9 protein-coding genes and 1 pseudogene are annotated in these 13279 nt (G+C 64.4%); 9 read left to right on the top strand and 1 reads right to left on the bottom strand.

Features of this window, described 5'->3' with window-relative positions; translation table 11 throughout:
- Nucleotides 1-167 precede the first annotated feature (167 nt).
- From BGO16_RS06195 to BGO16_RS06180, 4 genes are all read left to right on the top strand, one after another.
- Nucleotides 168-2378: a primosomal protein N' gene (locus BGO16_RS06195; protein WP_292617720.1), complete on the top strand. Its 2211-nt coding sequence runs from the start codon at nt 168-170 to the stop codon at nt 2376-2378.
- Between the two features lie 129 nt (nt 2379-2507).
- Nucleotides 2508-4052: a 2Fe-2S iron-sulfur cluster-binding protein gene (locus BGO16_RS06190; RefSeq protein WP_292617719.1), complete on the top strand. Its 1545-nt coding sequence runs from the start codon at nt 2508-2510 to the stop codon at nt 4050-4052.
- Nucleotides 4045-5289, top strand: coding sequence for an HlyD family efflux transporter periplasmic adaptor subunit (locus BGO16_RS06185; protein ID WP_292617718.1), 1245 nt, complete (start codon nt 4045-4047; stop codon nt 5287-5289). Before BGO16_RS06190 ends, BGO16_RS06185 begins: the two co-directional genes overlap by 8 nt.
- A complete protein-coding gene (locus tag BGO16_RS06180; RefSeq protein ID WP_292617717.1) occupies nt 5286-7460 on the top strand; it encodes a peptidase domain-containing ABC transporter in 2175 nt (724 codons plus the stop codon). Before BGO16_RS06185 ends, BGO16_RS06180 begins: the two co-directional genes overlap by 4 nt.
- A 234-nt stretch (nt 7461-7694) precedes the next feature.
- On the opposite strand, the gene BGO16_RS06175 is transcribed toward BGO16_RS06180, so the two are convergent.
- On the bottom strand, nt 7695-8216 hold the full coding sequence (locus tag BGO16_RS06175; protein WP_292617716.1) for a septal ring lytic transglycosylase RlpA family protein: 522 nt from the start codon (nt 8214-8216) through the stop codon (nt 7695-7697).
- A 654-nt stretch (nt 8217-8870) separates the two neighbouring features.
- On the opposite strand from BGO16_RS06175, the gene BGO16_RS06170 reads away from it, so the two are divergent.
- The 5 genes and pseudogenes from BGO16_RS06170 to BGO16_RS06150 form a co-directional block, all read left to right on the top strand.
- A complete protein-coding gene (locus tag BGO16_RS06170; protein WP_292617715.1) occupies nt 8871-9431 on the top strand; it encodes a F0F1 ATP synthase subunit delta in 561 nt (186 codons plus the stop codon).
- A complete protein-coding gene (atpA, locus tag BGO16_RS06165) occupies nt 9431-10963 on the top strand; it encodes a F0F1 ATP synthase subunit alpha (RefSeq protein WP_292617714.1) in 1533 nt (510 codons plus the stop codon). The genes BGO16_RS06170 and atpA overlap by 1 nt, the downstream gene beginning before the upstream one ends.
- Before the next feature lie 148 nt (nt 10964-11111).
- The gene (locus BGO16_RS06160) at nt 11112-11990 is read left to right on the top strand and encodes a F0F1 ATP synthase subunit gamma (protein WP_292617713.1); all 879 of its coding nucleotides are present in this window, start codon (nt 11112-11114) and stop codon (nt 11988-11990) included.
- Between the two features lie 16 nt (nt 11991-12006).
- Nucleotides 12007-12411 carry an organic hydroperoxide resistance protein gene (locus BGO16_RS06155; protein WP_292617712.1) on the top strand — a complete coding sequence of 135 codons (405 nt, stop codon included), beginning with the start codon at nt 12007-12009 and terminating at the stop codon, nt 12409-12411.
- Nucleotides 12412-12492: 81 nt separating this feature from the next.
- Nucleotides 12493-13279, top strand: a pseudogene (locus BGO16_RS06150) (F0F1 ATP synthase subunit beta); the annotation flags it as partial.

The raw sequence follows: 13279 nt of genomic DNA, 5'->3' as shown, positions 1-13279 counted from the left end.
CAATAAACCTGCTTCGCCATCCAAGCCCCCAGATCATGGAAAGCTTGAATCACATAGCCCCGCTCGTGGGAATCCTTATTGAGTACGGACCCTAAACCGGCGGCTGGCCTCCGGCTGCAACGCCAACTACCTTTAGCCCCGCATCCCACTCGAGCCTGATTCTTCGGATGGATCATTTTTCGCGCAACCGCCCGGCATCGTCATCGACGACTCGCGTCGTCGATGTCCTGGTTCCCGTTGCGATCGATCAGGCTTATTCCTACCGCGTTCCGCGCGGCATGGAGGTCTCGCCCGGCGACGTGGTCACGGTGCCGCTCGGACCGCGCGAGGTCATCGCCGTGGTCTGGGCCGAAAACCCGTCGCCCGATCCGCGCCTGCACAACCGGTTGAAGGACATCGGCGAAAAACTCGGCGTGCCGCCGCTCAAGGCTGAACTGCGCACGCTGATCGACTGGGTCGCGAACTACACACTGTCGTCGCGCGGCATGGTGATGCGCATGAGCCTGCGGATGGGCGAGCACCTCGGACCGGAGCGGGCACGCGCCGGCGTGCGGCTGAGCGGCGAGCCGCCCCAGCGCATGACGCCGGCGCGACGGCGGCTGATCGCGGTGTTGTCCGATCGCCTGCTGCACGGAAAATCCGATGCGGCGAAGGAAGCAGGCGTCAGTGCCGGCGTCGTCGACGGCCTCATCGACGAGGGCACGCTGACGGTCGAGCCGATGCCGCCTCCGCCGCCGCCACCGCCGCCCGATCCAGATTTCGCCGTTCCCGACTTTTCCCGCATCCAGCGCGCGGCCGTGGACGCCATGCGCGCACTTGCAGCGAACGGCACGTTCCACGTCGCGCTGCTCGACGGCGTCACCGGATCCGGCAAGACCGAGGTCTATTTCGAGGCGGTCGCCGAAACCATCCGCCGCGGCAGGCAGGCGCTGATCCTGATGCCGGAGATCGCGCTGACCGGGCAGTTTCGCGACCGCTTCGCGGCGCGCTTCGGCGAGCGCCCGCTGGAGTGGCATTCCGAACTGACGCCGCGCACGCGCGCGCGCAACTGGGCCGCGATCGCGGCGGGCGAGGCGCAGGTCGTGGTCGGCGCACGCTCGGCGCTGTTTCTTCCCTATGCCGATCTCGGACTGATCATCGTCGACGAGGAGCACGACCAGGCCTACAAGCAGGACGAAGGCACGCATTATCACGCCCGCGACATGGCCGTGGTGCGCGCGCATATCGCGAAAATCCCGATCGTGCTGGCGTCGGCGACGCCGTCGGTCGAGAGCGAAGTCAATGCGCGCAAGGGGCGCTACCAGCGCATCGCGCTGACGTCGCGGTTCGGCGGCCAGCACATGCCGCAGATCGAACTGATCGATCTGCGCCGCGAGGCCCCGCCGCGCGGCCGCTTCGTTTCTCCGCGTCTCGCCGGAGAGATTCAAAACGCCATCGAACGGCGCGAGCAGGCGCTGCTGTTTCTCAACCGCCGCGGCTACGCGCCGCTGACCTTGTGCCGCGCCTGCGGTCACCGCTTCGCCTGCACGATCTGCGACGCATGGCTGGTGGATCATCGCTTCCGGCAGCGTCTCGTATGCCATCACTGCGGCTTCTCGATGCCGCGTCCACGGCAATGTCCGCATTGCGCGGCGGAGGAATCGCTTGTCGCTGTCGGCCCCGGCGTCGAACGGTTGCAGGAAGAGGCCGCCGCGCTGTTCCCCGACGCCCGCACCATGGTGCTGTCGAGCGATCTGATCACCTCGATCGAGACGATGCGCACCGAACTCAACGACATCGCGGAAGGCCGCGTCGACATCATCATCGGCACGCAACTGGTGGCGAAGGGACATCATTTTCCGCGCCTGAACCTCGTCGGCGTCGTCGACGCCGACCTCGGCCTGAGCAACGGCGATCCGCGCGCCGCGGAGCGGACTTTCCAACTGCTCAACCAGGTGATCGGACGCACCGGCCGCGAGCAAGGCCGCGGAATCGGTTATCTGCAAACCCACCAGCCCGAACATCCCGTGATGAAGGCCTTGGTCGCAAGCGACCGCGAGGCGTTTTACGCCAGCGAGATCGAGGCACGTGAGCGCGCGGGCTATCCACCGTTCGGCCGCCTCGCCAGCCTGATCATATCCGCAGGCGACCGCCCGACCGCAGAGGGTTTCGCCCGCCAGCTCGCCGCGACCGCACCAATCGACGAACGCGTTCAGGTGCTCGGACCGGCGGAAGCGCCGCTCGCCGTCATCAAAGGCCGCTATCGCTTTCGCTTGCTGGCGAAATCGGCGCGCGGCGTGGACCTGTCCGGCTATCTGCGCGAGTGGCTCGCCGCGGGACCGAAGACCAGGGGCAACCTCAAACTGGAAGTGGACGTCGATCCGCAGAGTTTCCTTTAAGAGCGCCTTCGTCATTTTGAATCCCGCGTGCCCGCCGTGTGCTGTAGATCACGCCCGCCTCTGTACAACGGCGCGCCGGGATTGACGGCCTCGGGGTTGGCATTCAATCTGCCGCCGCGCGAGGGCTGAATGCATATCTACTTCCGGGGCAGCGGTTTGCAGCGTCTGCGGTTGGCGTCGGGGCTGGCGCTGATGGCGTTCGCGGCCACGCATTTCGCCAATCATGCGGTCGGCCTTGTCAGCCTCGAAGCTATGCATCGGGTGCAGGAATTGCGGACCGCGGTTACCCGGTCATGGCCGGTATCGATCATCCTGTTGCTCGCGCTGACCACCCACGTCGCTCTCGGCCTTTATAAATTGAGCCGGCGGGAAACCTGGCGGATGCCGGTCTGGGAGGCTCTGCAGATCGGCATCGGACTTTCGATTCCGTTCCTGCTGTTTCCGCATATCGTCAACACCCGCGTGGCGCATGCAGTGTTCGGCGCCAACGACATTTATCTCTACGAGCTGGTCCGGCTCTGGCCCGACAGCGCGATCCTGCAAAGCACCCTGCTGGTGCTGGTTTGGGTCCACGGCTGCATCGGCATCCACTACTGGTTGCGGCTGTCCGATTCCTACAGCCGGTTCGCTCCGTTCCTGCTGGTCATCGCCCTGTTGTTGCCTGTGCTGGCGCTGTCCGGATTCGCGGTCGCGGGAATGCGCGCGACCTACATCATGTCGGACCCGGGCGCGTTCGCCGCGCTGAAGGCGCGAACGAACTGGCCGAACGCCCATGACGCGGCGACGATGGCGACGCTGCGCGACATTGTCCGATGGGGATTCGGGCTGCTCGCCGCGACCGCCATCGGCATTGCGTTCCTGCGCTACCGCCGCGAGTGCGCAAAGCGCGGACCGGTCCGGATCAGTTACCTCGATGGTCCGGCGGTCGATCTGACGCCCGGGATGACGCTGCTGGAGATCAGCCGCTCGGCCGGCATCCCGCATGCGTCGCTCTGCGGCGGCCGCGGCCGCTGCTCGACCTGCCGGGTCCGCATCGAAAAGGGACTGGAGTCGCTTCCAGCGCCTGACGCCGTCGAGGCGGCGACCCTCAGCGCGATCGACGCACCATCGAATGTGAGGCTGGCCTGCCAGATCCGCCCCACCGCGCCTCTGACGATCGCCATCGTCAGCCGGCCCGGCGTCCACAGCCCGATCCACACCGAGTTCTCCGAGATCAAGGAGGTGGTTGCAGCCCACATCCGCGCCGATATCGGCGGCTCCGCGATCGAATTCGCCTCGTCCGATCCGGCGGAGGTGGAAGCCTGGCTTCTGCGTCAGTCGCAACATGCCGCGAAGGTCCGCGACGTGGAGCGTCGGGGCTATCATTTGCGCGGCGCGAGGATGGACTACGTCGGAGAACGGGCCATCGGCACATGCGTCTACGAACGCGACGCCCGGCTCATTTCCGTCTTCATGTTTCCAGAGACGGACTCCGCGCCGGTAGCGATCCGCGGCCAGCGTAATCGATATTCGGCGCTGAGCTGGCGGGACGCCGGCACCATCTGCTGCTCCGTGTCGCAAGTCACGGTGGAGATGCTTGAGCATCTGGCAGAAGCCTGGGAAGAAGCGGCTTCCGCATCGACTGAATCCGGTGACCCGATGAATCTGGAGCCAACGAGGCACTGCGATGAGTGATCTGTTCCGCCGCGAGGCCATTGAACATGCCACGCAACGACTGGAGGGCCAGGTCTTCCTGGCCTCACCGTTGTCGCTGAAGACGCTCGGCCTGCTGCTGTCGGGAATCGTCTTCGCGGCCGCGACCTTCGCCGCGACCGCGACATACGCACGGAAGACGACCGTGAGCGGATTCCTGGTGCCTGACCAGGGCATGATCCGGATCACATCGCAGGCGCAAGGGACCTTGCGAAGCGTCCTCGTCAAGGAAGGTGACAACGTCGAGAAGGGCGCGCGCCTCGCCATCCTCGACGTCTCCACCGCGACCGCAACCGGCAATACCGGGGATGCGCTTCTCAAGGGGTTCGAATCGGAATCGCTCGCGGCGAAGTCGAGGGCTGAGTCGAAACTGGCGCTGCTGGAACTGGAGCGGGATCAGGCAAACGTTCGGATCAGCAAAAGCCAGAATGAACTTGCCGAGGTGGATCAGCAGATCGAGCTGCAGCAGGAACGGCTGAAACTTGCGCGGGACGAGGTGGATCGCGGGGAAGCCATCTCCGCCAAGGGCTACATGCCGAAACGCGAGGTCGATCAGCGCCGGCTCGCCGCGCTGGCGATCGAACAGGACCTCGCCGGCGCGCGCCGCCAGAAAGCAACGGTGGAGCGCGAGCTTGCGGACATCAAGGCGCGGCTGATTTCGATCCCGCTGGAAATCAAGGCCGCCCGCTCCGACGCCGATGTCGCCCGGGCGACGCTTGAACAACGGCGCGCCGAATCGGAAGCGCGGCGCCTGCAGTTTTTTGTCGCGCCGACCACCGGCCGGATCGCCGCCCTTCCCGTCAGCGGCGGCCAGACCGTGGCTGCGGGCGGCATCGTCGCGGTGATGATCCCGTCAGGCAGCGAGATCGAGGCTGAGCTGCTCGCGCCGTCGCGCGCGATCGGTTTCGTCCGGCCCGGGCAACAGGTCGAACTCAGTCTTCAGGCGTTTCCCTACCAGCGCTTTGGGACGGTGCAAGGCACGGTGAGAACCGTTTCGACCACGGTGCTTGGCCCATCCGATGTCGGCTTTCCAGGTCTCGACATCAAGGAGCCGGTATTCAGGATCCGCGTGTCGCTTAGCCGTAGCTCCATGGAAGCCTATGGCCAGACCGTTCCGATGCAGCCGGGAATGCTGGTATCGGCCGAAATCATTTTCGAGCATCGAAGCCTGCTGCGCTGGCTGTTCGATCCGATCTATGCCGTGGGCCGCCGCGCATGAACATTCTCCGGGAACTCAATCTGGGCCGTCGAACCCTTCCCGTCATCATGGCGTCGGAGGCCGCGGAATGCGGCCTCGCCTGTCTCGCCATGATCTCGCGCTATCACGGCCACGACGTTGACCTCAATGCGCTGCGCCAGCGGTTTGCGGTGTCGATGGCCGGCGCGTCGCTGAAAAGCCTGATGGGCATCGCCGATCAGCTCGGGTTTTCGACGCGCGCCATCCGCGTCGAACTGTCGGCGCTGCCCAAGGTCCAGCTTCCCGCCATCGCGCATTGGGACCTCAATCACTTCGTGGTGCTGAAGTCGGTCACGTCCAAGGGCATCACCATCCACGATCCGGCGATCGGGCTTCGCACGTTCACAATGGAAGAAGCCTCGAAGCACCTGACCGGCGTGATCCTCGAACTGGCGCGAAGCGAAACCTTCGAGCCGCTCGAAGCGCGCCTGCCGATGAAGCTGTCGCTGCTGTGGTCGAAGATGCATGGCTGGGGCTGGGCGGTTGCGCAGGTGCTGATCCTGTCGGTCGCGCTGCAGATCGCGGCTTTCGTGATGCCGCTACAGATGCAGCTTGTGGTCGACGAGGCGCTCGCGCAATCCGACCATCAGTTGCTGACGGTGATCGCCCTGGGATTCGGCGCGCTCGTCATTATTCAGGCCGGGCTTGAGGCGATCCGCGGCTGGGCGCTGCGCATCTTCGGCCAGCTCCTGAGCTTCCAGATCACCGGCAATCTTGTGCGGCACCTGCTGCGGCTGCCCAACGACTATTTCGAGAAGCGACACGTCGGCGACATCATCTCGCGCCTCGGGTCGGTCAAGCCCGTGCAGGACGCGATCACGCAAGGCGTGATCGGCACCGTCATCGACGGCATCATGGCGCTGATCGCGGGCTTCATCCTGTTCTTCTATTCCACGGCCCTCGCGCTCATCGTCATCGTCGGCGTGCTCATCAACCTCGGCATCACGCTGGCGCTGTTTCCCGGCACCAAGCGCCGCATGGCCGAGTCCATCGTCGCCGAGGCCAAGGAGCAGTCCCACCTCATCGAGACCATCCGCGCCGCGACGACGCTGAAACTGTTGGGGAGGGAATCGATAAGGGAAGCGACCTGGCGAAACCTGCACGTCGAGACCACCAATGCCGGCATCGCCGTCGGCCGCTACCAGATTTCGCAGACCTTCCTGCAATCGGTCGTCACCGGCCTGCAAACCGTGATCGTGATCTATGTCGCCGGCGTCACCATCCTGTCAGGCGCAGGCTTTTCGGTCGGCATGATCTTCTCGTTCCTGTCCTACCGGCAGACCTTCACCGACCGCGCGATGGCGCTGGTCAACCAGATGGTCCAGTTCCGCCTTCTGCGGCTACACCTCGACCGCCTCTCCGACATCGTGACGACGCGCTCCGAGGTCACGCAAGGCCTGCCCGGCCCGCTGGTCAATCAGGGGCACATGCGGCTGAAGGACGTCTGCTTCCGCTACGGCATCAGCGATCCGCTGATCCTCGAAGACGTCAACCTCGACATCAAGCAGGGCGATTACGTCGCCATTCAGGGCGGATCGGGCGGCGGCAAGACCACGCTGCTCAAGCTGATGCTCGGACTGATCCATCCGACCGACGGCACCATCGAACTCGACGGCCATCGCGCGACGCCCGAGCGGTGGCGAAGCTGGCGTCAGAGCGTGGGCGTCGTCGCCCAGGACGACCGCCTGATGTCCGGCACTATTTCGGAAAACATCGCCGGCTTCGATCCGAACCTCGACATGGAGCGCGTGGTCGCCGCCGCCCATGCCGCGCGCGTGCATGCCGACATCATGCGTTTCCCCATGCAGTATCTCAGCCTCGTCGGAGACATGGGCTCGACGCTCTCCGGCGGGCAGCGGCAGCGCGTGCTGCTGGCGCGGGCGCTGTATCGCCAGCCGCAGATCCTGATTCTCGATGAAGGCACCGCGAACCTCGACGAGCAGAACGAGGAATTGATCGCGGATCTGATCGACCAGATGAATATCACCCGCATCGTGGTCGCGCATCGCCCGGCGCTGCTGCGGCGCGCGCGGCGGGTGTTCACCGTCCAGAACCGGGGATTGGTGCGCGTCGGCGGCACCGAGCCGTTGCCCCGCGAGACGCTCATGGACATAACCCCGCTGTCCGTCGCACCGCCAGAGCCTGCGGAATGAGCGCCGCGGCTGACAACGGTGCACACCGGAGCTTGAGCCCTCTCGCTTCTGATGGAATCAGAAGCGAGGCTTCACGGTTTTGTTTTGACGCGTTTCTTGCCGCGAATGGTGCCATCGTCGGGTCAAGCCCGAGGACACGCTTCGCCCGAAAACGCTACAGTCGCAAGCGTGTGCCGGCGGCTTGCTGACCAGGCGTCCGCCTCGCGCGAAGACGCCCGCCACTTAACGTAGCGCCTACATCACCTGGGCGACCACGCGGCCGACGCCACGGCCGGTCAACCCGATTGCGCGGGCCGCACCCTTCGACAGATCCAGCACGCGGCCGCGGATAAAGGGACCGCGATCATTGATGGTGACGACAACGCTGCGGCTGCCATGGGTGACCTTCAGCTTGGTCCCGAACGGCAGGCTGCGATGGGCGGCGGTCATGGCGTTCTGGTTGAAGCGCTGACCCGACGCGGTGCGGCTGCCGGACTCACTTCCATAGTAGGAAGCCACGCCGGAGAATGACCGGCCTGAACCTGCGGACCGCCCAACGGACGCATTGGCGTTCAGCCAGGGCTGCGCGCCCCAGGATTGTCCCCAGGACTGCTGCGCGGTGCCGGGGCTGGCAGCATGGTTCGCCCCGTGGTGGGGGTGGCGCGAGCGGGCCGATGCCTCGGTCACGCTCCCCGCGATCAAAACCGTTGCTGCGATCACAGCGGCCGCCATGCGCGGCCGTAGAAACCCCAACGTCGCCTTTTGCGGATGCAACATATTGAAAGTCCCCTGGACAGTATTGCCGCCCCTGCGGCAAGTGAAACCTATGACCTCTGAGTCGCCGCAGGGTTGATCCTGTAACTAAGGCGTAAAATGGGCAGAGAGTTGCTTCGTGACTCGGCTGAAATATCTTTTGATCGGCTGGCCGCGGCCAACTAATCAAATTAATACACATTTTTATGAATCGTATACGATAATGTATTTGTCTTTACTGTAAAAGAAAGTCATGCCGCCATATCGGCGATCGTTCAACAAGTACTGCACGGCGTTTGGGCGTCATGCCGGCCGGGAGCGGAGCCGGAAGCGACTGCGACACAGGGCGAACTTGAGTTTGATGAGACTTGCCGCCTGTGCGCGACAATACTGCGCGACAGGAATTCATCGCATGCCCGCGACGTGACGCGAATGTCGCTCTGCTCAAAATGTCCCTCTGGCTCATCAGACCCATGCGACAAGGCATCGCGGCGCTGCGGTCATGTTGCACCTGCGCGCGCGCTATGTTAGCAAAGCCGCGATTTTAACGCTGCCGATACGCTTGTGTCGGTCGGAAATCGAAGTCCCTCTTGAATTCCAAGGGCTTGGGCCGCGATCGCGCCGCTTGTTTGGCGACGGCTTTTCCCTTGCGAATTTGACAGCTTGAAGAGCGCTCTGGTGGCTGCTGTAGATCCCTCGGTTTCTGGTGTATCCGGTCGTTATGCGACGGCCCTGTTCGAACTGGCCCGCGAAGACAAATCGGTCGACGCCGTCAAGGCCGACCTCGATAAATTCGATGCCATGCTGGCGGGCAGCCCGGAGCTGCTCCGCTTGGTGCGCAGCCCGGTTTTCAGCGCCGATACCCAGGTCAAGGCGCTCGCCGCCGTGCTCGACAAAGCCGGGATCGGCGGCACGACCGCGAAATTCCTGAAAGTTCTGACCGCCAACCGGCGCCTGTTCGCGGTTACCGACGTCATCCGGGCGTACCGCGCGCTGGTCGCCAGGTTCAAGGGCGAGGCCGCGGCCGAGGTCACCGTCGCCGAAGCGCTCAATGAAAAGAATCTGAACGCGCTGAAGACCGCGCTGAAATCCGTGACGGGCAAGGACATCACGCTCAGCGTGAAGGTCGATCCGACCATCATCGGCGGGCTTGTCGTCAAGCTCGGCAGCCGCATGGTGGACAGTTCGCTCCGCACCAAACTCAATTCGATCAAGCACGCGATGAAAGAGGCAGGCTGATGGACATCCGCGCCGCGGAAATTTCCGCGATCCTCAAGGACCAGATCAAGAATTTCGGCAAGGAGGCCGAAGTTTCCGAAGTCGGACAGGTGCTGTCCGTCGGCGACGGCATCGCCCGCGTCTACGGCCTCGACAACATCCAGGCCGGCGAAATGGTCGAGTTCGAAAACGGCACGCGCGGCATGGCGCTGAACCTGGAGACCGACAACGTCGGCATCGTGATCTTCGGCGCCGACCGCGAGATCAAGGAAGGCCAGACCGTCAAGCGCACCCGCGCCATCGTCGATACGCTCGTCGGCAAGGGGCTGCTCGGCCGCGTCGTCGATGCGCTGGGCAATCCGATCGACGGCAAGGGCCCGATCCAGGCCACCGAGCGCAAGCGCGTCGACGTCAAGGCTCCCGGCATTATTCCGCGCAAGTCGGTGCACGAGCCGATGGCCACCGGCCTCAAGGCCATCGACGCCCTGATCCCGATCGGCCGTGGCCAGCGCGAGTTGATCATCGGCGACCGCCAGACCGGCAAGACCGCCATCGCGCTCGATACCATCCTCAACCAGAAGCCTCTGAACGTCGCGGGCGCCCCCGAAAGCCAGAAACTCTATTGCGTCTACGTCGCGGTCGGCCAGAAGCGTTCGACTGTCGCGCAGTTCGTGAAGGTGCTCGAGGAACAGGGCGCGCTGGAATATTCGATCGTGGTCGCCGCGACCGCCTCCGATCCGGCCCCGATGCAATATCTGGCGCCCTTCACCGGCTGCACCATGGGCGAGTATTTCCGCGACAACGGCATGCACGCCGTCATTATCTATGACGACCTCTCCAAGCAGGCCGTCGCCTATCGCCAGATGTCGCTGCTGCTGCGCCGTCCGCCGGGCCGCGAAGCCTATCCGGGCGACGTGTTCTACCTGCATTCGCGCCTTCTGGAGCGCGCCGCCAAGCTGAACGACAGCCAGGGCAACGGCTCGCTGACCGCGCTGCCGGTGATCGAGACCCAGGCCAACGACGTGTCGGCCTACATCCCGACCAACGTGATTTCGATTACCGATGGCCAGATCTTCCTTGAAACCGACCTGTTCTTCCAGGGCATCCGCCCGGCGGTGAACGTCGGTCTGTCGGTGTCGCGCGTCGGCTCGTCGGCGCAGACCAAGGCGATGAAAAAGGTCGCCGGCAAGATCAAGGGCGAACTGGCGCAATACCGCGAAATGGCGGCGTTCGCGCAGTTCGGCTCCGATCTCGACGCCTCGACCCAGCGCCTGCTCAACCGCGGCTCACGCCTCACCGAACTCCTCAAGCAGCCGCAATTCTCGCCGCTGAAGATGGAAGAGCAGGTGGTGGTGATCTGGGCCGGCACCAACGGCTACCTCGACAAGCTGCCGCTCAACAAGGTGCGCGCGTTCGAGGACGGACTGTTGTCGCTGTTGCGGGGACAGCATGCGGACATTCTCAAGGCTATCCGCGAAAGCCGCGACCTCAGCGACGATACGGCCGCCAAGCTCAAGAGCGCGGTCGAGGGCTACGCCAAGACGTTTGCCTGATTTATTAACCTCTCCCGCTTGCGGGGGAGGTCGACCGGCGCAGCCGGTCGGGTGGGGGCCGCTCATGCACGGGACGCCCCTCCCTAACCCTCCCCCGCATGGGGAGAGGGGACAAGCTGTGCCCAGGGGATGAGCAGAGACCGACCAAATGGCTTCACTCAAGGACATGCGTGTCCGCATCGCCTCGACCAAGGCGACGCAGAAGATCACCAAGGCGATGCAGATGGTGGCGGCGTCCAAGCTCCGCCGCGCGCAAAACGCCGCCGAAGCGGCTCGGCCCTACGCCGAGAAAATGGACACGGTGATTTCAAACATCGCCAGCGCCGCAGCCGGCTCGCCCAACGCATCGCCGCTTCTGGTCGGCACCGGCAAGGATCAGGTTCACCTGCTGCTGGTCTGCACCGGCGAGCGTGGCCTGTCCGGCGCGTTCAACTCGGCCATCGTCCGCCTCGCCCGCGACAAGGCGCTTGCCCTGATGAACCAGGGCAAGGAGGTCAAGTTCTTCTGCGTCGGGCGCAAGGGTTACGAGCAGCTTCGCCGTACCTTCGAAAAACAGATCGTCGAGACGGTGGAGCTGCGTTCGGTGCGCCAACTCGGCTTCGTCAACGCCGAGGCGATCGCAAAGAAGTTGCTGGTGCGGTTCGAGGCTGGCGAGTTCGACGTCTGCACCCTGTTCTACTCGCGCTTCCGCTCCGTCATAGCCCAGATTCCGACTGCCCAGCAGATCATTCCGCTGGAAGTGGGAGCTGCGACTGCGAGCGACGGCCCCGCGCCGTCCTACGAATACGAGCCGGAAGAGGATGAAATTCTCACCCGGCTGCTTCCGCGCAACCTCGCGGTGCAGGTCTTCCGGGCGCTTCTGGAAAACAACGCCTCGTTCTACGGCGCGCAGATGACGGCGATGGACAACGCCACCCGCAACGCCGGCGAAATGATCCGCAAGCAGACCCTGATCTACAACCGCACCCGACAGGCGATGATCACCAAGGAGCTGATCGAGATCATCTCCGGCGCCGAGGCGGTCTAGTCGAAGGAGACGCAGCATGGCTTATGTCACCAAGGCGACGACAAGCGGCGGCCGCAATGGCCGCGCCGTTATCGACGGCGGCGGCCTGGCATTGGCGATGGCGCTCCCGAAGGATCTTGGCGGCGCCGGCGACGGCCATAATCCCGAACAGCTTTTCGCGCTGGGATGGTCGGCCTGCTTCGGACAGGCCATTCTTGTTCTGGCGAAAAAGCATGGTCTCGACGGACAGGCTGCCAAGGTGACCTGCGAAGTCACACTCAATGTCGACGACGGCGCGTTCTCGCTGGCTGCCGAATTGAAGGTCGCTCTGCCGGGCGCGGACAAGGCCAAGCTGCAGGCGCTGATCGAAGACGCCCACACCATCTGTCCCTATTCCAAGGCGACCAGGGGCAATGTGCCCGTCAAATTGACCGCCGTCTGAAGCGATTGGTCCCCAAAGTGAAAACCGGTTTTCGGAACAGGCCACGCGCCAACTAGAACGAGTTCGAAGGAGATATTTCTAATGGCATCCCCCGCCAACCAGACCGGACGCATCACGCAAGTCATCGGCGCCGTCGTCGACGTGCAGTTCGAAGGGCATCTGCCGGCGATTCTCAACGCCATTGAGACCAAGAACGGCGACAACCGCCTGGTTCTCGAAGTCGCCCAGCATCTCGGCGAATCCACCGTGCGCACCATCGCCATGGACACCACCGAGGGCCTGGTGCGGGGCCAGGACGTCACCGACACCGGTGCGCCGATCCGGGTGCCGGTCGGGGCAGGCACGCTCGGCCGCATCATGAACGTGATCGGCGAGCCGGTGGACGAGGGTGGTCCGATCAAGGCTGACGATCTGCGCCCGATCCACGCCGAAGCGCCCTCCTACACCGACCAGTCGACCGAGGCGGAAATTCTCGTCACCGGCATCAAGGTCGTCGATCTGCTCGCGCCTTACGCCAAGGGCGGCAAGATCGGCCTGTTCGGCGGTGCCGGCGTCGGCAAGACCGTGCTGATTCAGGAACTGATCAACAACGTCGCCAAGGCGCACGGCGGCTACTCGGTGTTCGCCGGCGTCGGCGAGCGCACCCGTGAGGGCAACGACCTCTATCACGAGTTCATCGAGTCGGGCGTCAACAAGAAGGGCGGCGGCGAAGGCTCCAAATGCGCGCTGGTGTACGGCCAGATGAACGAACCGCCGGGCGCGCGTGCGCGCGTCGCGCTGTCGGGTCTCACGGTCGCCGAGCAGTTCCGCGACCAGGGCCAGGACGTGCTGTTCTTCGTCGACAACATCTTCCGCTTCACCCAGGCCG

Origin of the sequence: Nitrobacter sp. 62-23, from assembly GCF_001897285.1 — a bacterium.
In the GTDB taxonomy this organism is placed as follows: domain Bacteria; phylum Pseudomonadota; class Alphaproteobacteria; order Rhizobiales; family Xanthobacteraceae; genus Nitrobacter.
Note: the sequence above shows the minus strand (reverse complement) of the source record. Positions and strands in the feature narration are given on the sequence as shown.